The organism is Gluconobacter thailandicus F149-1 = NBRC 100600, assembly GCF_000964465.1.
Lineage (GTDB): Bacteria > Pseudomonadota > Alphaproteobacteria > Acetobacterales > Acetobacteraceae > Gluconobacter > Gluconobacter thailandicus.
In genome coordinates, this window is the sequence record NZ_BANH01000011.1 from 26,626 (window position 1) to 51,914 (window position 25,289).

At 56.9% G+C, this 25,289-nt stretch carries 21 protein-coding genes; 13 read left to right on the forward strand and 8 right to left on the reverse strand.

From position 1 onward, the window contains the following. The first annotated feature begins 84 nt into the window (after positions 1–84). Positions 85–1,398 carry a UDP-glucose dehydrogenase family protein gene (locus B7444_RS03785; protein ID WP_007281829.1) on the forward strand — a complete coding sequence of 438 codons (1,314 nt, stop codon included), beginning with the start codon at positions 85–87 and terminating at the stop codon, positions 1,396–1,398. A gap of 70 nt (positions 1,399–1,468) precedes the next feature. On the opposite strand, the gene B7444_RS03790 is transcribed toward B7444_RS03785, so the two are convergent. Both B7444_RS03790 and B7444_RS03795 read right to left on the reverse strand, forming a co-directional pair. Continuing rightward, positions 1,469–2,851, reverse strand: coding sequence for a sugar porter family MFS transporter (locus B7444_RS03790; RefSeq protein WP_048855117.1), 1,383 nt, complete (start codon positions 2,849–2,851; stop codon positions 1,469–1,471). Between the two features lie 251 nt (positions 2,852–3,102). Further along, positions 3,103–3,507 (reverse strand): helix-turn-helix domain-containing protein, encoded by a 405-nt coding sequence (locus B7444_RS03795; protein WP_007284092.1) that lies wholly within the window; start codon positions 3,505–3,507, stop codon positions 3,103–3,105. A gap of 77 nt (positions 3,508–3,584) precedes the next feature. Here B7444_RS03795 and B7444_RS03800 point away from each other — a divergent pair, with 77 nt between their 5' ends. Next, on the forward strand, positions 3,585–4,571 hold the full coding sequence (locus B7444_RS03800) for an SDR family oxidoreductase (RefSeq protein ID WP_007284091.1): 987 nt from the start codon (positions 3,585–3,587) through the stop codon (positions 4,569–4,571). A gap of 56 nt (positions 4,572–4,627) precedes the next feature. Here B7444_RS03800 and cysC read toward each other — a convergent pair whose 3' ends face one another. From cysC to pspF, 4 genes are all read right to left on the reverse strand, one after another. Further along, positions 4,628–6,508, reverse strand: coding sequence for an adenylyl-sulfate kinase (gene cysC, locus B7444_RS03805; protein WP_007284090.1), 1,881 nt, complete (start codon positions 6,506–6,508; stop codon positions 4,628–4,630). Position 6,509: 1 nt separating this feature from the next. After that, entirely contained in the window at positions 6,510–7,304 is a 795-nt protein-coding gene (cysD, locus tag B7444_RS03810; protein ID WP_035729485.1) for a sulfate adenylyltransferase subunit CysD, read from the reverse strand. Positions 7,305–7,354: 50 nt separating this feature from the next. Further along, the gene (locus B7444_RS03815; RefSeq protein WP_007284088.1) at positions 7,355–8,035 is read right to left on the reverse strand and encodes a phosphoadenylyl-sulfate reductase; all 681 of its coding nucleotides are present in this window, start codon (positions 8,033–8,035) and stop codon (positions 7,355–7,357) included. A gap of 286 nt (positions 8,036–8,321) precedes the next feature. Further along, a complete protein-coding gene (gene pspF / locus B7444_RS03820; protein ID WP_035729455.1) occupies positions 8,322–9,374 on the reverse strand; it encodes a phage shock protein operon transcriptional activator in 1,053 nt (350 codons plus the stop codon). A 112-nt stretch (positions 9,375–9,486) separates the two neighbouring features. Between pspF and pspA the strand changes: the two genes are divergently transcribed. The 10 genes from pspA to B7444_RS03870 all read left to right on the forward strand — a co-directional run bounded on the left by pspA (position 9,487) and on the right by B7444_RS03870 (position 20,147). Next, the gene (pspA, locus tag B7444_RS03825) at positions 9,487–10,170 is read left to right on the forward strand and encodes a phage shock protein PspA (RefSeq protein WP_007284086.1); all 684 of its coding nucleotides are present in this window, start codon (positions 9,487–9,489) and stop codon (positions 10,168–10,170) included. A 25-nt stretch (positions 10,171–10,195) separates the two neighbouring features. Further along, a complete protein-coding gene (locus tag B7444_RS03830) occupies positions 10,196–10,447 on the forward strand; it encodes an envelope stress response membrane protein PspB (protein WP_007284085.1) in 252 nt (83 codons plus the stop codon). Next, positions 10,444–11,676: a hypothetical protein gene (locus B7444_RS03835; protein WP_007284084.1), complete on the forward strand. Its 1,233-nt coding sequence runs from the start codon at positions 10,444–10,446 to the stop codon at positions 11,674–11,676. The genes B7444_RS03830 and B7444_RS03835 overlap by 4 nt, the downstream gene beginning before the upstream one ends. Positions 11,677–11,678: 2 nt before the next feature. Beyond that, positions 11,679–13,082 carry a DUF2807 domain-containing protein gene (locus B7444_RS03840; RefSeq protein ID WP_035729458.1) on the forward strand — a complete coding sequence of 468 codons (1,404 nt, stop codon included), beginning with the start codon at positions 11,679–11,681 and terminating at the stop codon, positions 13,080–13,082. A 48-nt stretch (positions 13,083–13,130) separates the two neighbouring features. Then, complete coding sequence (locus B7444_RS03845; RefSeq protein ID WP_007284082.1) at positions 13,131–13,916, forward strand: MlaE family ABC transporter permease; 786 nt, start codon at positions 13,131–13,133, stop codon at positions 13,914–13,916. Further along, entirely contained in the window at positions 13,913–14,701 is a 789-nt protein-coding gene (locus tag B7444_RS03850; RefSeq protein WP_007284081.1) for an ABC transporter ATP-binding protein, read from the forward strand. The genes B7444_RS03845 and B7444_RS03850 overlap by 4 nt, the downstream gene beginning before the upstream one ends. Then, a complete protein-coding gene (locus B7444_RS03855) occupies positions 14,698–14,901 on the forward strand; it encodes a hypothetical protein (RefSeq protein WP_035729460.1) in 204 nt (67 codons plus the stop codon). The genes B7444_RS03850 and B7444_RS03855 overlap by 4 nt, the downstream gene beginning before the upstream one ends. 81 nt (positions 14,902–14,982) lie before the next feature. After that, positions 14,983–16,392 (forward strand): DNA repair protein RadA, encoded by a 1,410-nt coding sequence (gene radA / locus B7444_RS03860; RefSeq protein WP_007284079.1) that lies wholly within the window; start codon positions 14,983–14,985, stop codon positions 16,390–16,392. 153 nt (positions 16,393–16,545) lie between these two features. Further along, positions 16,546–18,171 (forward strand): Hint domain-containing protein, encoded by a 1,626-nt coding sequence (locus tag B7444_RS03865; RefSeq protein ID WP_007284078.1) that lies wholly within the window; start codon positions 16,546–16,548, stop codon positions 18,169–18,171. A gap of 23 nt (positions 18,172–18,194) precedes the next feature. Next, positions 18,195–20,147, forward strand: coding sequence for a glycosyltransferase family 4 protein (locus B7444_RS03870; RefSeq protein ID WP_007284077.1), 1,953 nt, complete (start codon positions 18,195–18,197; stop codon positions 20,145–20,147). A gap of 6 nt (positions 20,148–20,153) precedes the next feature. On the opposite strand, the gene B7444_RS03875 is transcribed toward B7444_RS03870, so the two are convergent. Together B7444_RS03875 and B7444_RS03880 are read right to left on the reverse strand one after the other, a co-directional pair. Then, on the reverse strand, positions 20,154–21,848 hold the full coding sequence (locus B7444_RS03875; RefSeq protein ID WP_007284076.1) for an alginate export family protein: 1,695 nt from the start codon (positions 21,846–21,848) through the stop codon (positions 20,154–20,156). 101 nt (positions 21,849–21,949) lie between these two features. Continuing rightward, positions 21,950–22,549, reverse strand: coding sequence for an IMPACT family protein (locus tag B7444_RS03880; protein ID WP_007284075.1), 600 nt, complete (start codon positions 22,547–22,549; stop codon positions 21,950–21,952). A gap of 71 nt (positions 22,550–22,620) precedes the next feature. Here B7444_RS03880 and B7444_RS03885 point away from each other — a divergent pair, with 71 nt between their 5' ends. Next, positions 22,621–25,209, forward strand: coding sequence for an MMPL family transporter (locus B7444_RS03885; RefSeq protein WP_007284074.1), 2,589 nt, complete (start codon positions 22,621–22,623; stop codon positions 25,207–25,209). Positions 25,210–25,289 lie beyond the last annotated feature (80 nt).

Below are 25,289 nucleotides of genomic sequence, written 5' to 3' on the forward strand. Positions count from 1 at the left end.
TCGGGACGGACAGATTTGCTCCCGCCCGGCGCGCCGGTTATGCAGTCCGCATAGCGCCAGGAGAGTTCTGTTATGCGTATAGCAATGATCGGTGGTGGTTACGTCGGGCTGGTCTCCGGCGCCTGTTTTGCCGAATTCGGATCAGACGTTGCCATTGTCGAGCGGGACCCAAAGAAACTGGCGGCCCTGCGGAATGGTCGAATTCCCATCTACGAGCCGGGACTGGACGCCATTGTCAGCAAGAACGTCGAGACGGGTCGCCTGACCTTCGAAGACGATCTGGCGACTGCCGTCAATGGTGCAGATGCCGTATTCATTGCGGTGGGCACCCCGACCCGCCGTGGCGACGGGCATGCAGATCTCACCTATGTCTATGCCGCGACAAAAGAAATCGCCCTTGCCGCCAAAGACGGCCTGCTGGTCGTCACCAAATCCACGGTACCTGTCGGCACAGGTCGCGAAGTAGCGCGCATCCTGAAGGAAACACGCCCCGACCTGACGTTTGACGTTGCCTCCAATCCGGAATTTCTGCGCGAAGGCAACGCCATCGGGGACTTCATGCGGCCAGATCGCGTGATCATCGGCATTGATACGTCCGGGCCTGACGAGGGCGAACGCGCCACCAGAATCATGCGTGAAGTCTATCGCCCGATCCATCTTATCGAAGCACCCATAGTCATTACGGATCTGGAAACCGCAGAGCTCACCAAATATGCCGCCAATGCCTTTCTGGCCATGAAGGTGACCTTCATCAACGAAATGGCAGATCTCTGTGAAAAGGTTGGCGGCAATATCCATGATGTTGCCCGCGGCATGGGACTGGATCAACGCATCGGGCAACGCTTCCTGCATGCGGGCCCCGGCTATGGCGGCTCATGCTTTCCCAAGGATACGCGCGCCCTGACGGCAATCGCACGCGATGCCGGAGCCCCCTCCCGCCTGGTGGAAGCGACCGTTGACGTCAACGAGAACCGCAAGAGCCGGATGGCGGAACGGATCATTGCGCAGGCCGGTGGAAGCATTCAGGGCAAGACAGTCGGCGTTCTGGGCCTGACCTTCAAACCTGATACGGACGACATGCGCGAAGCCGCCTCGCTCCCGATCCTGACACATCTTCATGAGGCAGGCGCCCACATTCAGGCCTTTGATCCGGAAGGCATGGAACCTGCCCGCGAGCTTCTGCCTGCAGAAATCCGGTACTGCACAGATGCACTGGAAGCCGCGACGGGAGCGGATATTCTTGTCGTACTGACAGAATGGAACGTATTCCGCGCGATTGACCCGGAGCGCCTGCGCAATGCCATGCGCGGCAATGCCATCGCAGATCTTCGGAATATCTGGAGCCCGGACAGTATGCGTGCCGCTGGCTTTGATTACAGTTCAATCGGGCGCAGCTGAGAGCTACATAAAAAAAGCCAGCCCATAAGAGCTGGCTTTTCTTGTGAGGAGGAGCCAAAGCTCCCCTTTTTCATGACTTGTGAACGGGGGCGAATGTTCCGTCACGCAGGCTTCTTTCAAGCTGCTCCAGAGACTGTCCCTTTGTTTCCGGGACGTAGCGAAGCACGAAAAAGACCGCAAAAGCATTGACGAGCGCAAACAGCCAGAACGTCATGTGTGCACCCAGTCCCTGCACCAGAGAAAGGGTCGTGAGAGAAATAATCAGATCTGCCCCCCAATGGCTTCCGGCAACAAGGCTCATCCCCTTGCCACGGCAGGACAACGGATAGACCTCGGCGCCAACCAGCCAAACCGCCACAGACAGACTGCCCGTGTTGCAGACAGTGTAACCTATGATGGCCAGAACCGTGATCCAGGCCCCTGTGCCGCTCGTCATATGCAGAGCAAACATTGCCCCCAGAACGATAAGAGAAATAACCGCACCCGGCAAAAGTCGCAGAATCAGTGTTCGACGTCCCCAGGTATCAACAGCCCAACCGCCGAAAATCGTTGCGCAAACCATGGAAAGCCCAACGGCCACCGAAGTCAGCAGAGCAGAGTCCTGACCAAAACCTGCATCCGAGAAAATAGCCGGTGCATAGTACATGATAGCGTTAATACCCGTGAACTGGCACAATAACGCAATACCCGTAGAAGCGATCAGTGCAGGCCGTACCCAGGGTTTGGCCAACTCAGACCATGATGCCTGTTCGTCATGATTATCAACAATATCCTGAAGTTCGCGTCGTGCTGCTTCCTCCGAAGAACGGACGCGGCACAGAACAGCCAATGCTTCGTCTGTTCTACCCTTGAGAGCAAGCCACCGAGGGCTGTTTGGCAGAAACGCCATTCCGATAAAAAGAATGAGGGCAGGCAACATGCCAATGCCAAACATGATCCGCCAGCTACTGTCGCGCAGAAAATATCCTGTCAGGAAGGAAATCGTCACCCCGGACACAACAGCCAGCTGGAAGCCAACCACCAGCCGCCCACGGCGATTAGGAGGGGATATTTCAGCAATATAAATTGGTACGATCTGCGACGCAGCGCCAATCGCTAATCCCAGGATCAGACGTGAACCGATCAAAACCGCAACACTCTGAGCCGCAGCAGCCAGAACGGTACCCACGACAAAAAGTGCAGCCGCAATCATAACGGTACGACGTCGACCAAACCGGTCCGAAATACCGCCAGCCCCAAGACACCCTAACAGGGCGCCCAGAATAATTGCGGATGTGACAATCTCGGAGCCAAACGTGTCGAGATGAAACTGCTCACGGAGTTGCAGCAGGGCGGACGAAATAATCCCCGTGTCATATCCAAAGAGGAGGCCACCTGTAGCGGAGATGGTCGCAATGAAGTTCATCAGCGCATCTCCGCTGAGCTTTCGTGAAACATCAAGAGACTGCGTCATATAGCCTTCTTCCGCCTGTGAGCAGATACGTTTGTAGGGCGTGGTCTTTAACGTTACAGCATCAAAAAACACATCATAAAAGTTACTATTTTCGTATTTTGATAATATTAATGTTATCTTTTTAGGAGATGTGACATTCGACCCTGCAAGCAGATCACATCTCGCATGGTCTGTCCCCATGGAGACCCTTAACAGAATGACCCTACTTTCGGTTTGCTTTATCCGATAAACGCAATTTCGTGAGGCGCCGACTATCTTCCGTATTTCGCACCGCAGAGAAACGAAGGCTCAGCCCCCCTTTTTCCGGACTGTATCCATTGGCATTTCGCCTGAAGATACTGAATCAACATTTCAATTTCAGAAGCTTTTTCAGCAAGTCGTTCAATCTGTTCCTGCATGAGCACCACAGCACGTTCATCTGAAAGACCCTCCTGCAACATCTCATCATTGATCGCTGCCAGCTCTTTCAGACTCATCCCAAGAGACTGGCCAAAACGAACAATCCGGGCAGTCTGCAGGTCCCGCTCCGTAAATTCCTGATAGGGGTTCCGACCGCCACGCGAACCTGTCAGAGGCCGCAGCAGTCCTTTACGCACATAAAACCGTATCGTGTCCTGACTTAAGCCCGCTCTTTGAGAAAATTCGCCAATCAGCATGACAGTCTCTCTTCCTTGACCATGGACCAAGGTCCAGCCTTATAGACGATGCTCCCTTTCTTGACGGAGCACTTCTGATGACCCCCTCCTCACAGAACAAAAATACACCCGCGCCTCTTGCCTTCGTGACAGGGGCCACGGGTCTCCTCGGCAATAATCTGGTTCGCGCACTTCTGGCGGAAGGCTTTCAGGTCCGTGCGCTCGCACGATCAGAAGCCAAGGCCAGGCAGCAGTTCGAGCGTCTGCCCATTGAGATCGTCTCTGGAGACCTTCACTCCATTCCAAGCTTCAGTGCTGCCCTGTCCGGCGTAGATGTGCTGTTCCATACGGCCGCATATTTCCGGGACTCCTACACAGGCGGCAACCACGCCCACGAACTGGAAGCCATCAATGTCAAAGCCATGAAGGAACTTCTGGATGCCTCATGGAAAGCAGGGATTCGTCGCATGGTTCATGCAAGTTCCATTGCCGTCCTGAAAGGGGCGAAGGGACAGACCGTGGACGAGACAATGCTTCGGCGGGAACACGATGCTGATCCCTATTTTCGAAGCAAAATCCGGTCTGAGAGAGTTCTGAATAACTTTCTGGCTGACCATCCGGAATTCTGGGCCTGTATGGTTCTTCCCGGCTGGATGCACGGACCTGGTGATCGAGGACCAACCTCCGCCGGTCAAACGGTCCTTGATGTAGCTCGCGGAAAACTGCCTGGCCTTCCGCCCGGCTCAGTCAGCCTTGTCGATGCACGGGACGTCGCAGTGGCAATGATTGCCTGTCTCAGCAAAGGGAAGCGCGGGGAACGCTATCTGGCAGCGGGCAGGCACCTGACAATGACTGACCTCATTCCCATGATTGCCAGACTGACAAGCAGCGAAGTGCGGGCCCGTCTCACACGCAAGCCCGTCCTGATGAGCTGGGCAACGGCAAAGGCCCTCGCTTCGGAAAATGACCGCTCCCATTTCAGTGCCCACAGATTTCATCATGATCTCGGCCTGACCTTCAGACCTCTTGAAGAAACCCTGACTGACGGAATCAACTGGTTCCGCAAGGCCGGCTTTCTCCCCTGAAACGAAAAACGGCGGGCCAAAGCCCGCCGTCTCTTTCAGGTGAGATTATCCCACGCTCAGGGCTGAACAACCCGCAGAACAAACCCGGTCAGTTCGCTAACGGTCTCGGCTTCCGTCCGGTCCGCTCCGAGACGAAGCTCCGGAGACAAAGGTGCTTCATAAGGAGCTGAAACACCCGTAAATTCCGGGATCTTTCCGGCACGTGCCGCCGCATACAGTCCCTTCGGGTCACGCTGCTCACAGGTTGCCAGCGGTGTATCCACGAACACTTCATGGAAGCCCTCACCAACAATCTGTCGGGCCAGATCACGGTCCGCCTGTAGCGGTGAAACCAGTGCCACGATGACAGCCTGACCGCTCTCGGACAGGATCTTCGCGACATGCGCCGCACGGCGAATGTTTTCCCGACGATCTTCCGGCGAGAAACCCAGATCACTGCACAGACCGGCGCGAAGCGTGTCGCCGTCCAGCACGGTCGCTTTCACGTTCTGAGCCGCCAGCGACACTTCCGCCACCCGCGCCACAGTACTCTTGCCGGAACCCGGCAGACCCGTCAGCCAGAACACACCGCTCTTGTGCCCACGAGCCTGCGCCTGCTGCCCTGCGGAAATGCGGCTCGCCGTCGGATGAATGGCATGAACGCCGTCTTCCAGATCAGCCGGACCAATCAGCGGTGCACCGCCGACAATGCGCTGATGACGATCCACCAGCACACCACGACCGTCACCAAAGCCCGGAGAGAACGGGTCGAACAGTACGGCATGAGAGGCTGCCAGCGTGATTTCAGCAAATCCGTCTGGCGGAACCTCGTCACCCTGACGCAACGTCAGATCATCGAGATCAACAACCGCATCAATGGATGCCACCGTCACATCATGTTCGGCCGTAGCAAGACGAAGCGTGAAGCTCTCCCCAACCCGTAGCGGCTCACCGCGAAGCCAGAACAGACGGGTACGAATACGTGCCGAGCGCTCCGGGGCCGCAGCCTTGTCATCCGCCGGAAACAGCAGATCCCCACGATCCGGCACCAGATCCGGCTCCAGACGCAGCGCAATGGACTCGCCTGCCCCGGCAACCGGCAACTCGGGCGCGTGCCAGCGACAGACTTCCGCAACCGTGGCAATCTGGCCCTGAGCACCAATCGTCAGGCGATCACCCGCACGCACCGTGCCACGCTCGATCCGCCCTGCGACATAGCGCACACCATCAAAGCGATAGACGTCCTGAACCGGCATACGGAACGGCAACGCCAGACGAGACGCCGGAGGCGGCACATTAGCCAAAGCCTCAATCAGCGTTGGCCCCTTGTACCAGGCAGACCGCTCGGACCGGCTGGCGATATTGTCACCATCACGTGCGGACGCCGGAACAACGGCTTCAACCTCGATTTCCAGACGCCCAAGCAACTGACGCACATCAGATTCAGCCTGAACAATCTTCGACTCATCAAAGCCAAGAACGTCCGACTTGTTCAGCAGCACGATCACGTGCCGGATGCCGATCAGACGCAGCAACATGGCATGACGCCGCGTCTGCTCCTGCGCGCCTTCCTGAGCATCCACCACCAGAACGGCGGCTTCCGCGTCGGCGGCACCCGTAATCATGTTGCGCAGGAACTGGCGATGGCCCGGCGCATCCACGATCACGAATTCACGCGAGCCCAGACGGAAGGGAATACGCGTGGAATCAACCGTCACACCCTGATCGCGCTCAATCTGAAGGGAGTCGAGCAGGAAGCTCCACTCCACGGCCAGACCACGCTTGCGGCTGCTTTCAACGATCTGCGCCAGCTTGCCGTCCTGAAGGCTGTCGGTGTCGTACAGCAGACGACCGATCAGCGTGGATTTGCCATGATCGACATGGCCAACAATCACGATTGGCGTGGCTGCAGCACGGTGTGCCGCAGAAAGAGTCTGGGTTGCGATATGATCACCCATTTTACAGATACCCCGCCACGCGGAGACGCTCGAACGCATCTTCCGACTCATGATCCATGGCACGCCCGGCACGCTCGGACGTCTTGCTGCTTTCCAGCTCGGCAATCACTTCGGCCACCGTGGCCGCATTGCTCTCGATCGGGCTTGTGATGTCCTGATCGCCCAGCGAGCGATACCGCTTGCCATCCTTGGCGAAATACAGGTCCACAAGGGGAATGCCCTCGCGCTCGATGTAACGCCAGATGTCAATTTCACGCCAGGCCAGCAGCGGATGCACACGGATATGCATGCCATCTTCATACGGCGTGGCATACTGGTCCCAGAACTCAGGCGGCTGATTACGCACATCCCAGCGATGACCCGCGCCACGTGGGCTGAACACGCGCTCCTTGGCCCGCGTAGCCTGCTCGTCACGGCGGATACCGGCAATCACACCACGCAGCTTGTGCTTGTCGATCATGGCCGCCAGACCCGCTGTCTTGCGGGCTGCAGAGCGCGCAGCAGGCGGGAGGGACGGATCGATTTCTTCAACCGGCGGGCAGTACCCCAGAAGCAGATCCAGATTCCACTTCTTCGTGTACTCATCCCGGAAGGCATACATTTCCGGGAATTTCTTCTCAGTATCGACATGCATGACCGGGAACGGCACACGCCCCATGAAAGCCTTCCGCGCCAGCCAAACCATAACGTTGCTGTCCTTCCCGAGAGACCACAGCAGCGAAAGGGGTTTCAGTTTCCGGTAGGCTTCACGCAGGATGAAAATGCTCTGAGCTTCGAGCTGGTCAAGATCATCCATGACGCGCGGTTCCGCCAGGGTGTGTGTCCGCGTCATTGTCCGCTCCATGTTCATGCTGGCCGATGAATGCCGCATTCTGTCTTGGTCAGACCGGCCCAACGACCTGCCCGCCCGTCTTCTCCGTCTCCCACCGGCCGTGTGCAAGGCGCACAGCCAATCGAAGTGTATCCTTTTGAAACCAGAGGATGCCGCGGCAGATGCCGACGACGCATTTCGGCTTCAATCTTTTCCGGTCCCCACCCCGCCAGAGGGTTGAGTTTCACGGTTCCATCCGGCTGAGGCTCCACCACAGGAAGCGCAGCCCGCGTGGATGCCTGACTGCGCTTGCGCCCCGTCAGCCAGACATCGAATTCCGGCAAGACCAGCTCCAGAGGCTCGACCTTACGCAAGGCGCAACACGCATCAGGGTCGAAAGCCGCCAATTGATCCTGCGGATCCCTGTTCTTCAGTTCCCGCGCTGCCGGAGAAATGGTTCGAACGTCCTGCAAGCCCAGCACATCGGAAAGCTCATCACGATAGGAGAGCGTTTCCGGAAAGTGACGGCGTGTATCGAGAAAGAAAACCGGTACAGAAGGATCAATTCGGGCAATTTCATCCAGCAGGATCGCGGATTCCGCCCCAAATGAGGAAATAACGGCAACGCGCCCTTTCAGACTCACCAGCGCTTCCTCAAGCGCGTGACTTTCCGGCGTCTCCACAAGATGTCGAAGTTCGGATTGTGAAAGAGGCATTCACTGCACCCATATCCATGTTCAGACGCGCCAGAATCACGACGTGTAAGGAGACATAGGCCCGTGCCGAGCATTATTCAACTATTTTATTTTGTATAACTATAATAAATAGTTTATTTGAGAAATTCTCATTGGTCCGATGCCCGAAAAGACAGTTGTGGCCAATTTCGCCAACCCATGGCCATTTTCTCCCGAAAACGCCTTATTTTTTAAGATTCCAAACGAAAAATCTCCAGATACCGGATTTGGCACGCTTCGTGCATCAAATACAGGCATGAACGCACGTCTATCCTTTTCGGGTCAAAGCCTTCCGCGCTTCCTTGTCTGCAAGACCATGCAGCCGCAGGTGATGGCGGAACTGATAGTAGGTCAGCCCCAGAAGCTCCGCAGCCTGTCGTTGACTGAACTGCGCCTCACGCAGGGCAGCCTCCAGAAGGGTGCGTTCATGGCTTTTGACCGTTTCAGAAAAGTCCAGCGGGAACGTCCGGGGAATGTCCGTAGTCGCATTGGACGTAGTGATTGGCGGCGTAGTCACGCGCGCGTTCCAGTCCGGCGTCACAAATGGATCAAGGACAATCTCGTCCAGCCGACGCTCCGGCTGTTCCATCCGGTAGACACTACGCTCCACCACATTTCGCAGCTCTCGCACATTGCCCGGCCAGTCATGATCCATGAGGCATTGCAGCGCTTTCTGGGAAAAGCCGGAAAAAAGTTTGCGCCCCAGCTCGGCACTCATCTTCGTAGCGAAATGCTCAGCCAGAAGAGGAATATCCTCTTCGCGCGCTCTCAGCGGCGGAACATTGACCACATCAAAGGCCAGACGGTCCAGAAGGTCCGGTCGGAAAGTGCCTTCCTGCGCCATAGCAGGCAGATCCGCATTAGTCGCACCAATCAGGCGTACATCCACCCGGATTGTCTCACTGCCACCAACGCGTTCAAAACTGCCATACTCAATAACGCGAAGCAGTTTTTCCTGCACAGCCAGCGAAGCGGTGCCGATTTCGTCCAGAAACAGCGTACCGCCGTCCGCACGCTCGAAACGAGACAGACGCCGCTTCTGCGCACCGGTAAACGCGCCAGCCTCATGTCCGAACAGTTCGCTGTCCAACAGGGCTTCCGGCAACGCTGCACAGTTCAGCTTCACCAGTGGTGCATCCCAGCGATCCGACAGGAGAGCAAGGCGGGCAGCCACCAGTTCCTTGCCCGTCCCGCGCTCCCCGATCACCAGAACAGGACGCTTCAGCGGCGCAAGACGGGAGATCTGATCCAGCATCGCCAGAAATGCCGGAGCCCGCCCGATGGGTGTCGGAACTTCGTCCGCTTGGGTGGATCTCGCCATTTCCGAGCCTCGTTCGCCACTTCAGATTGTCACAACCATAACATCCCCAAAACGAGCCCGCTGACAAGACAGGTCATTGTGCTCTAATCCAGTTCTCAGGAAGGAAAGCGTCATGGGTATTTTTTCTCGGCTCGCCGATATCGTGAACTCCAATCTCAATGCGATTCTCGCCACGGCCGAGGACCCGCAGAAAATGATCCGTCTCGTAATCCAGGAGATGGAAGACACACTTGTTGAGGTCCGCAGTCAGGCCGTCCGCACCATTGCGGAGCGCAAGCAGCTCGAACGCCGTGTGCGGACCATGATGCACGAGGAAGACGAATGGCACCGCAAAGCCACCCTCGCCATTGAGCGTGACCGAGACGATCTCGCCAAGGCGGCCCTTGCCGCCCGTCATACGGTTGAGCAGTCCCGCGAAGGGCTGGAGCGTCAGATCGCGCAGGTGACGGAAGGGCTGGAACACCAGAACGACGATATCGCCAAACTTCAGGCCAAGCTGGCGGATGCAAAATCCCGCGAGAAGACCCTGACCATGCGTGCCCGCACAGCGGAAGGTCGCCTCAAGACGCGTGAAAAGCTTTATGATACCCGCATTGACGACACGCTGGGTCGTTTCGAGCAGGTGGAGCGGGCGTTGGATGAACTTGAAGGCAAGGCGGAAGCCTATGATCTGGGTCGCAGATCCGGTCGTCCTTCCCTGCATGATGAATTGGCTGCGCTGGAAACGGATGCGGCGGTAGAAGATGAATTTGAAGCGTTAAAGCGCCGGATTGCCGAAAAGAAGCGTGACGCCTGATGAGAGCAGGAAGAAAGTCTGACTTATGAATGAGGACTTTGTTGGCCTTGTCGCCGTCGTCCTGACCCTGGGGTTCATCCCGGCGCTTGTCCTAGGGCCGCGCCTGCTTCGTGCGCGTGCAGGTGGCGCTATGAATCAGGGGATACCAGACCCACATCTTCAGGCTGCCCTGACACAGGCCGAAGCCCATGCTACGCGTCTGGAAGAAAGGATCGACCAGCTCGAACGCATCCTCGACGAGGATATCCCGGGCTGGAGAGCTAGGAGTTCACGATGACGTCCCGCACCGCCCTGCGCATACTGCTGCTGGCCACGCTGGCAGGGACAGCTTCTGTCCATCCGGCCGAGGCTGCGCGCGTCTCCATGTCCGGCGAAGATCTGGATCTGGCGATTCCGTGCACAGGTCAGGTGCGGATCGTCGTGGACACCACCATGAAAGACGGCGCCACGCTCGACAGCAGCAGCGCCACTCAGGTCACCATGCGAACGGGCAAGGAAGACGGGGACAGCCGCATTTCCATTGCTACCAAAAGCTGTGCGCCCAGTGGCAAGCTGACCATCAGCGTCTCGCCCTATACCGGCGTCTCAATCCACGACAGCCATGACACAAACTTCGTGATCAAGGGAAAGCTTGCCTCGCTGGATGCCAGTCTCGACTCCACTTCAATGGACATCGAGAACACCCAGTCGCTGGACCTGAGCATGCATGGGGCCTCGAACGTCCATATCGGATCGCTTGAGAGAGCCGCCCAGATCGTTGCATCCGGGACATCAACCTTCACAGCCGACTCCGCGAAGCTGACGGCCCTTTCAGCGCAGTTGACCAATCAAGCCTCGTTCACGATCTCCCAGGGCGACATCGAGGCCCTGACGATCGTCACGGCCGATAACGCATCTGCAACGGTTCTGGGCAATGCCTCCGTTGCCACCGTCACAGCCAATGGCACAGGCGCGGTCAATATCGAGCGCGTGTCCGGCCCCATCGTCCGGTCTGGCAATGGTTCTGTCCGTGTGGGAGCCCAAAACGGTGTGGTCTATCGCCCGACCGAAGCCTCCCCCACGCCACCAACACCCCCTACAGTTCAGCCTCAGGCTCCGGTTGCCCCTCCAGCCGTACCAACAAATTCTCCAACAGCACCCGAGACATCGCCTCCACCACCCGTTCTGGCTCCCGCCCCTCAGCCCAGTTCACAAGCTGCGCCACAGGAGATGCCAGCTCCCTCAAAAGAACCTGCAGCGCCCCCTTCTCAGCCTATCCCGCAAGCTACCCCGCCTGCGTCAACCATTTCACCTGAGGTTCAGGCCCCCATTCCTGAAACAGCGGCGCCCGCGACAAAACTTCCTGCTACAAACCAGCAGGAACCTTCCGCACCTCAGCCGGTATCGCCCCCCACGACCACCGGGTCTAACGCTCCCGAAACACCCCATACTGATCCGGCACCATCCACCCCGGCCCCAGCGGCTTCAAAACCAGCCTCGGATGAGGCTGGCAAGCAGGGAGGCTGACCATGGCCAGACACAGGTCCCTGCGGAACCTTGGGCAAGGGTGTGCGGCTTTTGTCCTGAGCGCGGTGTTCACGACTTCGGCTCTGGCACAGACGCCTCCCCTCCCACCTGAACCACCGCCCCCTCCCAGCCCGCCTGCATCCACCGGCGTGAATACACCGCCTGGGCGGTTTCTGGATCTGGCGCCCAGTTGTCTCACAGACCTGCATATCCGCGCGGGCGTTACGCCCTCCGTCCTGAGCGGAAACGCTGTTCTCACCATTGACGGTCACGACAAGCTGGAACTCAGCCTCAAGGATCATTCCTGCGATACGGATGGGAGCGCGGAAATTGAAGTTCCGATGGGAACGAATATTGGTTTCCGGGGCAATGAAACCCACGTTATTGCCACGGGTATCCTAGGACGCATGAGCGGGTTTACCGCGAATGGCGACGTTGGAATCGAACAGGCCTCCGACATTTCGCTCCGGATGACGGGCAATGGAAATGTTTCGATCGACAGAGTGTTCGGCAATGTCAAAGTTCAGAATTTTTCCAACGGTGACCTTTCTATTGGCACAGCCCAATCTCCTGACGTTGAGCTTGTGGCCACGTCCAGCGGTGATCTGACCATAAAAGGCGGCTGGATCGACACGCTCTCCATCCGTGACATGGGATCTTCCGACATTACAGCCCATGTCTGGGCGAAGGCTGCACATCTTGCAGTTTATGGAAGTGGAAACGTGACGGTTGATCGTGTCACAAAGACACTCTCGCAAACACATTTTGGTAGCGGTGCATTGAATGTCGAGGCTACCGGCGGGGCTCATGTCGAGACGACGAACAAGGTTGATGGAGACGCGATTGCCAGGGATGTTCTGGCCAGTCTTGGAAGTCATCTGTCCGCTACAGAGGCCAGTCACCTCGGAAACGTTCCAATACTCCTGAACACCCATTCGTCGCATCATCACAGCCTCATACGGCTGATCATCACACTGGTGATCATCGGGCTCATACTACGTCGGGCCCGTCGCTACCGTGAGCGAACTGGCCAATCGTTTTTCGCAAATCTCTGGACGGATGCTTCAGAGGGATACGCCTCATTTGTCCGCAACTGGGAAGCGCGGATGCGGGAACGTCGTGGTGAAGGGGCGCATACAACCGTTGAACCACCCCATATCCATTATACCCGCCGTGCCGTCGATCTTTATGAAGAAGTCGTGCACACCGCTCGCGAACAGAAGCAGCGTCATGCCAGCCGGGTGCACCCTTCCGCTCCGGATGCCGTATCCCTCAGCCCGGCACTGATCCGCCTGAACGAACGGCTCGCCCGTCTTGAACCAAGGCTTGCGCGGATGGAACAGTTCGTCACGTCTCCGGATTTCGCTCTGGAACGGCAATTCCGGGACCTGGAACGCTCCGCTTGAGCAAGACAGACTTTGACGTAACCGAGCGGTCAGGGTAGGGGCAGAAGGGTGAATGCCGTTCTTGATCCCATAGCGGCCCTTGGCCGTGCCGTCCTCGGCCTCGTCCGTCAGTCGGGCGCTCTCGCCATGTTTGCGCTGGAGGCGCTGTCGCATCTGGTGCGACCGCCGTTCTACTGGCGCATCTTCCTGTCCACGCTGATCGAAACGGGATTTTTCTCCCTGCCGGTCGTCGCGCTGACGGCCCTGTTCTCGGGAGCGGTCATCGCCCTTCAGTCCTATGTCGGGTTCGGGCAGTACCATGTGCAAAGCGCGATTGCCGGAATTGTGGTGCTGGCTGTCACCCGTGAACTCGGTCCTGTTCTGGCCGGCCTGATGGTCGCCGGGCGTGTTGGCGCGGCAATGTCCGCCCAGATCGGCACCATGCGCGTCACGGATCAGATCGACGCGCTCACGACACTTTCGACCAACCCAATGAAATATCTGGTGACGCCCCGCCTGCTCGCCGGAACAATCGCCCTGCCCTGCCTTGTCGTCGTGGCGGACGTGCTGGGTGTTCTGGGTGGCTTCACCGTTTCGGTGGCAAAGCTGGGCTTCTCACCCTCCACGTACATCACGGCCACGCTGGAGTCCCTGAAGACCATCGACGTCGTCGTTGGCCTGGTCAAAGCCGCTGTCTTCGGTTTCCTGATCGCGCTGCTGGGCTGCTATCATGGCTATAACAGCCGTGGCGGCGCAGAAGGCGTTGGCTCTGCGACAACCGCCGCTGTGGTGGGAGCATCCATCCTGCTTCTGCTGTTCGATTACCTCCTGACAGATCTGTTCTTCTCTCAATGAGCACACCAAAAATCCGCATCCGCGGCCTCTCCAAGGCCTTCGGCTCCAAGGTCGTGCTCGATGGAATTGATCTCGACGTCGAAACCGGCACATCCATGGTCATCATCGGAGGTTCCGGATCAGGAAAATCCGTTCTTCTACGGTGTATTCTTGGCCTGATCGAACCTGATACTGGCACGATCGAGATCGACGGCGAGAATATCCTCACAGCGTCCCGCAGCCGTCAGGAAGCCATTCGCCGACAGATCGGCATGCTGTTCCAGAATGCTGCCCTGTTCGACAGCATGAGCGTTGCAGACAACATCGCCTTCGGTCTGCGTGCCAAGCACTCAGATCGTGATGGCCCCGTCCCGTCCCGTGCCAAGGCACGTGAACTGGCAGGCGGCATTCTCGAGCAGGTGGGACTGGATCCGTCTGTTGGACAACTCAGCCCGTCCGAGCTTTCAGGCGGGATGCAGAAGCGCGTCGGGTTGGCACGCGCCATCGCCGGACAGCCCAATATTCTGTTCTTTGACGAACCAACAACCGGGCTGGATCCGATCATGGGGGCTGTCATCGATGGCCTGATCGTGGATTGTGTCCAGAAACTCGGTTCAACCGCCATCGCCATTACGCATGACATGGCCTCTGCCCAGCGCATCGGTAACCGGGCAGCGATGCTCTATCATGGCAAACTGGTCTGGCAGGGACTGGCCGCGGACCTGATGCACTCTGGCAATGCCATGGTGGACCAGTTCACCCATGGGCGCCGGGAAGGGCCGATCACCATGGAACTGCGGAAGTGAACGAGTTCCGCCGTCCACCCATCTCCCGCACAGTGTGGCAGCGTCTTGGTCTGACCTATGTCATTGCACTGCCGATGCTACTCATCCTGTTCATGCATCCGCCCAAGACCCAGAACCTGCTCATCCAGGCGCTCATACTGCTCCTGATCGTTACGGCTGCCCGAATCATGGCAAGGCTCATCATCCGCTCCGACGATTGACGCACTCGCTGACTGGATCATAACGGGAACACTCCCTATATCGGGAAGGCATCCCGGACATCCATCCAGCGAGACATCCCTTTGGCCAAGAAACCTACCGCACGTTTTGTCTGCCAGTCCTGCGGGGCAGTCTATTCCAAATGGGCCGGGAAGTGCGAAGCCTGTGGAGAATGGAACACGCTGGTCGAGGAAGCCGCTGAACCGACCGCTCGCAAGACCGGAAAACTGAGCGCAGGTCGCCTCCAGACGGTCAGGCTTGACGGGGAAGCCAAACCGCCGCCGCGTATTACAACCAGTATTGCAGAACTGGACCGCGTTCTCGGTGGCGGCCTTGTGCCTGCATCCGTGGTGCTGGTGGGCGGTGATCCAGGGATCGGCAAATCCACCCTGATGCTCCAGACAACCTGCGCTCTGGCCCGAAGCGGCCACAAAGTCCTGTATGTCTCGGGCGAAGAATCCGTGGATCAGATCCGCATCCGGGCGCAGAGACTGGAACTGGCCAAAGATAGCAAGACGCTGGACTCGCTGGCTCTCGCAGCCTCCATCAATGTCGGAGACATTGTGGGATCACTGGAAAACGATCGCTCCCACACGGTGGTTGTCATCGATTCCATCCAGACCATGTGGCTGGAGAGCGTGGAAAGCTCACCAGGCTCTGTCGCACAGGTTCGGGCCAGCGCCTTCGAACTGATCCGGCTTGCGAAGACGCTCGGTTTTGCCCTGATCCTAATCGGACATGTCACCAAGGAAGGCTCTCTGGCCGGTCCGCGCGTTCTGGAACACATGGTCGATGCGGTCATGTATTTCGAAGGCGACCGTGGCCATCAATTCCGTATCCTGCGCGCCGCCAAGAACCGTTTTGGCGCAACAGACGAAATCGGCGTCTTCGCCATGACCGATACCGGTTTGACACAGGTTCCCAATCCTTCCGCCCTGTTCCTTGCGGAACGACGGGGCAACATCGCAGGATCGGCCGTTTTCGCAGGACTTGAGGGAACACGACCAGTCCTCCTGGAAGTACAGGCTCTTCTCTCACCCAAAGCCGGCGACGGCGCCCCACGTCGTGCCGTCGTGGGATGGGACACGTCCCGCCTCAACATGCTTCTGGCTGTCCTGGATGCACGATGCGGCCTTAAACTGGCCAACATGGATGTTCACCTTAATGTCGCAGGCGGTCTGCGCGTGAACGAACCTGCTGCGGATATGGCCGTTGCCGCCGCGCTGATTTCCGCCGCAACAGGACAACCCACCTCCTCAACAGCGGCTTATTTCGGTGAAGTTGGACTTTCTGGTGAGATCAGACAGGTTAGCCAAGCAGATCTGCGGCTGAAAGAAGTGGCGAAGCTGGGGTTTGGTGAAACGATTCTTCCAAGACGGGTATCGACCGCATCCGCACGCGTAAAGCCTCCCGCAGGCCTTCGGCTCCACGAGATCGGTCACCTGACTGATCTCGTAGAAATGCTGACGGAAGACAAGAAAAGTTCCCAATAACCAAACATAATAATTTCAAAGTTTAACGAATTATTACCGATCAATACTACCGCGAAGTGTTCTAGCATGCCTGAAGAAAATCTTACTTCTTGGCATGCAGCATTCCGAAGCTGACCTGTCGACTGTTCCTTCTCATTTAATAAAGGAATTCTTATGTCGATATCTTCTGATATACTGATCAGTACATCTGTTTTGACCGTATCTTCAGGTGGACAGATCCAGAGTCTGTCAGGAGATCCTAACCCCACTGAAATTCCAGCCGGAACGACCGTTTCTGGAGGTTATGCCTCCGGAATCACACAGACTGTCGCTGGTTCTGCTGTGGGTTTTACAGTAAAAGGCCAGGACCAGCCCTATAATTTCAATAACATGTATTACCCTGGACTGCAGATTGTGCAGTCTGGCGGAGTGGTCATTGATACAAATGTTATTGCCGAAACCTATCGAGTAGGTGGTGCTTTCAATTCCAGTGCAGCATCCGGTACCCAGATTGTCCTTAATGGGGGTTCAGCCCTGAATACAACGCTTCAGGGAGAAGAATATATTGTTACTGCTGGAATGCGAAATCCCTATATACTCAGCATCAATTCGGCCGTTCAGCATATTTCTTCTGGTGGATATGCAAGTGGTATTAACGTCCAGACGGCGGGCGTTTCCATCGTGTCCGCGGGCGGCTACGCCACAGGTACCACAATCAGCGGGGTCACAAAAAATCTGGCCCTTTATAATATCAATACCAATCCGATGGACGTAGCTTATCCCGTTCAAATCAGCGGCGAGCAGATTGTCTATGGCACGTCTGAGGATGTTACCCTCCTGTCAGATGGGCTGCTTGATGTCACTGGAATCGCCCGCCACGTCACTGTCTCCAGCGGAGGCGAGTTGATCGGGGAAAATGATGCCACGCTTTCAGACATAACCGTCAGAGGGGGAGGCATTATTATGCTCGGGTCCTCAACAACATTCACGGACCCGATAACTGTACAGAGCAGTGCGGTATTTATTTTCAACGACATTGATAACTCTAGCAACCTCGTCAGCGCGGCTGTCGTTTCAACGAGCGGCACATCCGGAACACTGGAAGTCATCTCCGCAGGAACTGTAGTTCAAGACCTTGCTATTCAGGGAGATTTCTCCTCCCCGCTCTATTTTACAAAAGCGGCATCCGGAAATCGCTTCGAGATGGGTTTTGGAACCCCCTGCTACTGCCCGGGAACGCTGATTGCGACCGAGACTGAAGAACTTCCCATCGAAGAATTGAAAATCGGCACACCTGTTCGCACAGCTTCTGGTCAATTACGTCCAATTTCTTGGATTGGCCGCCGATCCTATGATCCCATCTTTGCTTATGGAAACCGGGATGTCCTGCCAATCCTGATTCGCAAAGGGGCTCTTGGAAACAACCTCCCACGTCGGGATCTTACCGTGTCCCCCCTCCATGCCATGTTTCTGGATGGGTATCTCATTCCAGCACTTCATCTGGTCAACGATCTAACCATTATCCAGATCGAAAAACCCAACGAAATCAACTACATTCACCTTGAGCTGGAAACCCATGACATTCTTCTGGCCGAGGGCGCACCCTCCGAAAGTTTTCTGGATGACAGTTCGCGCGGGATGTTTCACAACGCTCACGAATATAACGAACTCTATCCGGATGCTCCCGTTATGCCCCCGCAGTATTGCGCCCCGCGTCTGGAAGATGGGGCAGAGTTGGCCCGTATTCATCAACGCCTGAAGAACTACGCCCAGCAAGTTCTCTCTGAGAAGGCCGCCTGAAGACCAAAGGATAAGCCGGAACTGTGCCGAAGCCTCTGATCGGTTACATTGATGTCTGTGACCGAGAACGCGTCGCGGGATGGGTTGTCGATCTGGAAGCAGCAGACCACCCCGTGCGTCTTCATATCCTGATGGACGGACGGCTTGTTGATGACATTGAAGCCGATACGTTCCGTGTCGATCTGGCTGGCCTTCCCAGAGAGGGCCAATGCGCTTTCGAATGTGTATGGCCGGAGCCACTTCCCCATGAAGGATGTTTGATAGAAATCCTGGATTCCCTTCTTGATCGGCCAGTCAACGGATCACCGTTTTATATCGAACCACTCCCCAGTGTTCTTTCGGGATCCGTAGACAAGACCGACCGCCTGCATATCGCGGGTTGGGTGCGTGATGAACTCAACATGGAACGCACAGTCTGGCTGACAGCCATTATTGATGGAAACCCCACCACCCGTTTCCCAGCCAATCAGTTTCGGCGGGATCTACGAGAAGCCGGTCTGGGGTCAGGACGCTACGGCTTCGACTATGTTTTCAGTGCTGCGTTGGACCCTTTCAAAGACCACGATATTCAACTGTTTCATGGTCAGGAACGGTTCGGCTCCCCTATCCACATCCCCCAGTCTCAAGTGCTGGATGACTCGTTCAAACGCCATTTCTCCACACTGATGCAGAGCCTCACAACGGATCAGGCCCGCAGTGACGCCTTGTCTTTTCTCACATCCACGGCTGATGCACTCCGCAGTGAGAGTGGGGGGGACATTGTGAGGCTCAAAGAGAGAGGCCTGAAACAGCGGGCTGCACGTCGTCAGGAAACTGCCAAACCTGTCGCGCCCTGTGCCCTTTTCGTTGATGACCGCGCACCCGATCCGACATTTGATGCAGGGTCTGTCGCGTTGCTGTCTCATATCCGGGCTGCGCAGGCTCTCGGCTATGACTGTAGCTTCATTGCTTCCCGACAGCCTCCCTCAGAACGGGATCAGCACCGTCTGGCGAAAGCGGGCATTACCTGCCTCATGCCACCTGTTTTCACTGGCCCAGAAGAGGCTCTCAAGCGCCTCGGAACAGGCCTGGAAGTCGTTTATCTGCATCGACTGAACAATGCCGAGAGCTACGCCGCTCTGACACGTGCCTTCGCCCCAACAGCCACACTGGTCTGGAACATCGCAGATCTGGCATCGCTGCGCCTGCGTCGGCAGGCCAGCATCGAGCATCGACCGGAACTTGATCGGGTCGCAACACATATCGCGGTACGCGAAAACATGTGTGCCTGGATTTCCGATCATGTCCTGACACATTCACCCGTCGAAGCCGAGTTACTCAAGCGGGTGGTACCAACCGCAGATGTGCATATCGTGCCTTGGGCCGTCCCTGTCAGACCTCGCCCTCGTCAGAAAACCCAGAAGCCGATCATCGCATTCGTCGCGCATTTTGGTCATGCTCCCAATACGGATGCTGCCAAATGGCTGGTTCTGAATATTCTCCCCCACCTGAAGAAACTCGTTCCGGATCTTGTCTGCCGTTTGATTGGAAGCGCCATGCCACACGCTGTTCATATGCTGGCTGAAAAGGGTGTGGAAATTATCGGGCATGTTCCCAATCTTGAAGAAGCCCTGGCAGACGTCTCTCTTTGCGTAGCCCCCCTCCGATATGGCGCTGGCATCAAGGGAAAGGTTCTGGAAGCATGGTCTGCGGGTTTGCCGATCATCATGACGCCCATAGCCGCCGAAGGTCTGATCGACAGCGACGATCCCGTTTGGCGGAAAGCCGTCGCTGATACGGACGAGGATTTTGCGCAGAAAACTGCGGCGCTTCTGAAACCTACCGCAGCACGGGCGCAGGTCACAGCCGCCAGAAAGCTGCTCCGCGAACATTTTTCAGACGCTGCAGTTCAGAACCGGCTAGAAGATATTTTCCCTCCTGTCACGGAGAATATGACACCCCTGCCAGAAGATACGTCCAAACAGGTTCTGAACTGACGTCCCCTAGAACCTGAACGTCACATTGGACTGCGCATAACTCCCGCTCTGCGCACCTGCAGCCCGCAGACTTTTCGAAGCCATGAACCTCGCACCGTAGATTTGCCAGGTCAGATGATGGTCCAGCTGTAATGTCAGAGAAGCCTGCGGCACGACCCCCACATATCCACCGCGATAAGGCCGGGCGAATGTATAGGCGCCAGACGAACTCCAGATCGCTCCATTCGCGTTCTGCCGCCACATGAAAGGCGCTTTCAGCCGCAGGGACGCGAAGCCTTTCCACGGGGTAATGCTTACAACAGGAGACAGACTGACCAGATTGGATGGCGAAATATAGGTCGTGGTGTCCAGATAGTTCGTCTGTGGATTGAACGGTGCCATATAAGTGTGAATTGTGCCGTTCTGACCGTTCGATCCGCCGGAATACACATCGGCCTGTACCCCCAGAAAGGGATGCAGGGGTGACGGCGTATGACGGTATCCTACGATTGTATTGACCGCCCAGGCGCGAACACTGCTTTTACGTTCAGTACCCGCATACTGGAATGTACCGCTCTGATAGAGCGCGCCCACGGAATATTCGACCGAAGCCGATGTACCATACCACCGAAAGCCCAGATTTCCCCGGGACGACGTCCCCTTGAGAACGCGAGAGGCTGTCGGTACGGCGGAAAGGCCGCTGCTATAGCGATACCGGATATAAAACAGATCCAGAAATGAATGTACTTTCTCCCCGCCAACCGAAAAGGCCGGGACAATCATCGTGGTATTCCCACCGTACAGGCGCGTTCCGTAATCCTCGGTATTGTGGAACATCAGATAACTATCCGTCTTGGTCTGGACGAAATCGTAAGCATCCACCCGAATACGAGGCCAGAGCGCATAAAACCGGCCACCATTCCAGGACAGCGGAACGTTTGGCGTTTCACGATTATACAGCATGTAGGAGGGGGCATCGAGAAACTGCTGGCGACCAAACATGATGCCAGTCTGCGCTCCGGCAACCTTGCCTTTCAGCTCGACAAAAGCCTGTTGCAGATCCAGCCTTTTCCGGTAAGTCGAACTGTACCCATACCCTCGCCAGCCCCCGGCATCCGCATTGATGAGCTGCCCGAAAAGCCGCACATGCTCGCCCAGATGAAGGTCTGCTCCCAGAAGGTTACGGACGCCGAAACGACCCGACTGCGCCTTGCCACTTCTGCCCAGAAATGGCGCTTCCTCGTACCAGTTCCTCAGGCGCGATTCTCCTGACAGGGTCAGCCAGATGGTGCGACTGCTATTCAGCGCGATGAATTTCAGTGGATCGAAAAAATCTGTGCGTTTGCTCTTGTCCCGCAGGTAACTCCAATCCTCTGCCCAGGCCGCCGCACCGTAGCGACCTACTGGACCAAACCCTGCTGCCTCGCCATTCCCATAGTTGAAGTCCCCCCAAGGCCCCTGATGCCCATTGGGTGCACGATTCTGCTTTGCCGTGATGCGTCGCGGCTGCCCCACGACACCGGCATGAGGATAATCCTGAATGATCGGCCGTTCGGTTGATGGAACCTTGATCCATTCCTCATCGCCCGGAGGCTGCTCCAATGGGCTGGTTTTCAGGATAACGGTCTGAGCGTACGCCTGACTCCCAAGCCCCGCGACCAGAACAAACAGCCCGGCAGAAAGACTTCTTTCCTGACGGCAACGAAGAACAGAAAAAACCATTGAGACCCACGGATTGGCAGGAAGAAACCACAACCGTGAGTGAGCCCCACATTACACAATGTGTAAAGTATGATTTTATTTATCACTTTTATATATAGTTATTATAAATCCGGTCGGCTGATGACCATCTGCCCGCGTGTCAGGTCACGGAGATAGTCCGTCACTGCCTCTGCATCCTCAACCGGAACGGCGAGCGTCAACCAGGCTCCCTCGGCATCGAAATCGCAAAGGGTTTTTTCCGCCCGCCATCCAGGCAGCTTGGCTTCCACCTGAGCATAGATCGAGAAAGGGCAATGGAACCGTAAAGGCAGTGTTTCAATACGCTCGATTTTGGCCGCTTCACGCAGGCAGGCCGCCGCAGCCCCACCATAAGCCCGGACAAGCCCTCCCGCCCCAAGTTTTACGCCCCCGAACCAGCGCGTCACAACGACCATCACATTATCGAAATCCTGCCCTTCGATGGCAGACAGGATCGGGCGCCCTGCCGTACCAGAAGGTTCGCCGTCGTCGCTCGTGCGATAGCGCTGTCCCGTCCGGAAAGCCCAGCAGTTATGCGTCGCATCCGGAACCGCAACTTCATTAAAGAACGCCAGAGCCGCTGTTTCGTCTGGCACAGGGGCAGCACGGGCAAGGAAAGTACTTCCCTTGATCACACTTTCATGTTCAGCCATGCCATCGAGAGTCCACGTCATGGCTTCCATTGTGCCCCATGATGGCGGAAATGTCAGGTTGGGGTAGGGAAATGCTGCCCGTTCTGTTAAGGGTAGGCCCCATGTTTTCGGATCTGATCGGCCGGCTGAATGCCGCCTGTGCACGTCGTGCGCCACTGGTGGTGGTTCTGTTTGCGCTTCTCTGTGCGGGATGTGTCGCACTGAGTTATATGCGCCTCAGTGTGACAACTGACACGGGCAAGATGTTTGCCAGCAGTCTGCCCTGGAAACAGCGGACGGACGAGATGAATCGTCTCTTCCCTCAGGATGATAACCAGCTGGTTGCTATCATCGACAGCCAGATTCCGGAACAGGGTCGGGCAACGGCTCGGGCACTCGCAGCAAAGCTGAGTCAGGATCATGACCATTTCGAGATGGTCAGCCTGCCGGGCGACAACCCCTTTTTCAACAGCCATGGCTTCCTGTTTCTCGACAAGAAAGACCTTGAGCCACTTCTGGACTCCATCGTCTCTGCCCAGCCCTTCCTCGGAACTCTCGCAGCTGACCCGTCTGCCCGCGGTCTGTTTGGCGCACTCGGTCTGATCGGCGACGGCATCAAGGCTGGCCAAGGCATCCCGACCGGCTTTAATGGCGCTCTGGACGGGTTTGCAGATTCCTTGACGAAAGCTGCTGCAAGTCATCCTCAGGACCTGTCATGGCAAAACCTTCTGGTCGGACGACTGGCTGAGCTAGGAAGCCGCTACGAGTTTGTGGTTACGAAACCGAAGCTCGATTACAGCTCCCTTCAGCCAGGTCAGGGCGCAACAACCGCAATGCGCAAGGCCATCGACAGCCTTGAGTTTGTGAAAGCCGGTCAAGCCTCTGGTGCCATTACAGGTGAAGTCAAACTGAACGACGAGGAATTCTCGACTGTCGCGCACGGCATGGTTCTGGGTCTGGTGATCTCACTGGTTCTGGTCGCGTTATGGCTCGTGCTTGCCGTTCATTCGATCCGCGTCATCGTTCCCATTCTGCTGACGCTGATTTCCGGACTACTCCTCACAACAGGCTTTGCGGCTCTGACCGTGAAAGAGCTGAACCTCATTTCTGTAGCCTTCGCGATCCTGTTCGTTGGTATCGCCGTGGATTTTGCCATTCAGTACAGCGTGCGTTTCCGCGGGCAACGTCATGACAACGGCACCATGCCTAGCCTCCATGACGCCATTATGCTGACAGGTCGTGAGAGCGGGGCTCAGATCCTCGTGGCGTCCCTCGCGACGGCTGCGGGCTTCCTTGCTTTTACTCCGACCAGCTTTATCGGCGTCGCCCAGCTCGGCCTGATCGCCGGGTTTGGCATGCTGATCGCATTTTTCTGCACCATGACGCTGCTGCCAGCGCTGCTCTTTCTCTTCAGGGCAAAGCTGGGCTCTGGTGAGCCAGGCTTCACGTTCATGGCGCCTGTAGACCAGTTGTTGCGCCACAAGCGAAAGAAGGTTGTCGGGGTATTTGCACTTCTTGGCGTTGTCGGCGTGGCTCTCATGCCGCTCCTGAAGTTTGATGCAGACCCTCTACACACCAAAAACCCGGACACAGAAGGAATGCGCGCGCTTCACCTTCTGGAAGACAATCCGATCACCACACCCTATTTCGCACAGCTTCTGGTTCCGAATATTCCAGATGCCGCGAAAAATGCTGCAGCGTTCTCGAAGCTTTCCAGCGTGCATGACGTGCTATGGTTAGGCGCACTGGTTCCAGACGACCAGACCGACAAGCTGACAATGATCGAGGATACGGCCTCAATCCTGCTGCCAACAATCACGGTTCAGACTCCCGCAGCAGAACCAGATGCCGCTGCCATTCGCGCTGCTGCCGTGGCCGCAGCAGCCAAGCTGAATGACGTCAAGGCACAGCTCCCCGCCCCCTTGGAAAAGATCCGTCAGGCTCTCACGGTACTTTCAACAGCGCCGGACGCAACGTTGGTCAACGCCAGCCATGCGCTGACACGCTTCCTGCCCGATCAGCTTTCCATGCTGCGCACGGCATTGCAGCCCCAGGCCATCACGATTGACAATATTCCCGCATACGTTCGCAGGGATTATGCCCTTCCTGACGGACGTCAGCGCCTGACCATTCACCCGAAAGGTCAGATCTCCGAAACGCCTGTCATGCACCAGTTCGTGTCACAGTTACGCTCGGTCAGCCCGGATATCAGTGGCCCGGCCATGGAGATCACGGAGAGCGCCAACACGATCGTTCATGCGTTCACGGTTGCTGCAATTTCTGCCCTCATCATGATCAGCATCATCCTGCTGGTTGTGCTGCGTCGCATCCTCGATGCAGCCCTTGTCATGGCACCGCTTCTGCTGTCAGCGCTCCTGACAGTCATCCTGATTGTCACGGTTCCTGAAACGCTGAACTACGCCAACATCATTGCCCTGCCGCTTCTGCTGGGCGTCGGCGTCTCGTTCAACATCTACTTCGTGATGAACTGGCGTGAAGGAATCAAAGGCCCGCTAACCTCCCCGACAGCCCGCGCTGTCCTGTTCTCAGCCCTGACGACAGCAACAGCATTCGGATCTTTGGCAACTTCGGCACATCCGGGGACAGCCAGCATGGGCCGGCTTCTGCTCATGTCTCTGGGATGCACCCTGATCTGCACCCTTTTCTTCGTGCCAGCCCTGCTGCCCAAGCGCCCCATCGACGAAGCCTGAAACAGAAACAGTCCGTCATAAACTCGTGAGGGTCATGGAAACCATGACCCTTGTCCACCTGTTGAGACCTTCGCATCAGT

Excerpts from the sequence above, each read along its gene's own strand:
- B7444_RS03790 (WP_048855117.1), bottom strand. The coding sequence starts at position 2,851 with ATGACGCAGTCTCTTGATGTTTCACGAAAGCTCAGCGGAGATGCGCTG.
- B7444_RS03875 (WP_007284076.1), bottom strand. The coding sequence starts at position 21,848 with ATGGTTTTTTCTGTTCTTCGTTGCCGTCAGGAAAGAAGTCTTTCTGCC.
- cysD (WP_035729485.1), bottom strand. The coding sequence starts at position 7,304 with ATGGATGATCTTGACCAGCTCGAAGCTCAGAGCATTTTCATCCTGCGT.
- B7444_RS03795 (WP_007284092.1), bottom strand. The coding sequence starts at position 3,507 with ATGCTGATTGGCGAATTTTCTCAAAGAGCGGGCTTAAGTCAGGACACG.
- cysC (WP_007284090.1), bottom strand. The coding sequence starts at position 6,508 with ATGGGTGATCATATCGCAACCCAGACTCTTTCTGCGGCACACCGTGCT.
- B7444_RS03835 (WP_007284084.1), top strand. The coding sequence starts at position 10,444 with ATGACGTCCCGCACCGCCCTGCGCATACTGCTGCTGGCCACGCTGGCA.
- B7444_RS03840 (WP_035729458.1), top strand. The coding sequence starts at position 11,679 with ATGGCCAGACACAGGTCCCTGCGGAACCTTGGGCAAGGGTGTGCGGCT.
- B7444_RS03800 (WP_007284091.1), top strand. The coding sequence starts at position 3,585 with ATGACCCCCTCCTCACAGAACAAAAATACACCCGCGCCTCTTGCCTTC.
- B7444_RS03850 (WP_007284081.1), top strand. The coding sequence starts at position 13,913 with ATGAGCACACCAAAAATCCGCATCCGCGGCCTCTCCAAGGCCTTCGGC.
- B7444_RS03880 (WP_007284075.1), bottom strand. The coding sequence starts at position 22,549 with ATGGAAGCCATGACGTGGACTCTCGATGGCATGGCTGAACATGAAAGT.
- B7444_RS03885 (WP_007284074.1), top strand. The coding sequence starts at position 22,621 with ATGTTTTCGGATCTGATCGGCCGGCTGAATGCCGCCTGTGCACGTCGT.
- B7444_RS03785 (WP_007281829.1), top strand. The coding sequence starts at position 85 with ATGATCGGTGGTGGTTACGTCGGGCTGGTCTCCGGCGCCTGTTTTGCC.
- B7444_RS03815 (WP_007284088.1), bottom strand. The coding sequence starts at position 8,035 with ATGCCTCTTTCACAATCCGAACTTCGACATCTTGTGGAGACGCCGGAA.
- pspA (WP_007284086.1), top strand. The coding sequence starts at position 9,487 with ATGGGTATTTTTTCTCGGCTCGCCGATATCGTGAACTCCAATCTCAAT.
- B7444_RS03830 (WP_007284085.1), top strand. The coding sequence starts at position 10,196 with ATGAATGAGGACTTTGTTGGCCTTGTCGCCGTCGTCCTGACCCTGGGG.
- pspF (WP_035729455.1), bottom strand. The coding sequence starts at position 9,374 with ATGGCGAGATCCACCCAAGCGGACGAAGTTCCGACACCCATCGGGCGG.
- B7444_RS03865 (WP_007284078.1), top strand. The coding sequence starts at position 16,546 with ATGTCGATATCTTCTGATATACTGATCAGTACATCTGTTTTGACCGTA.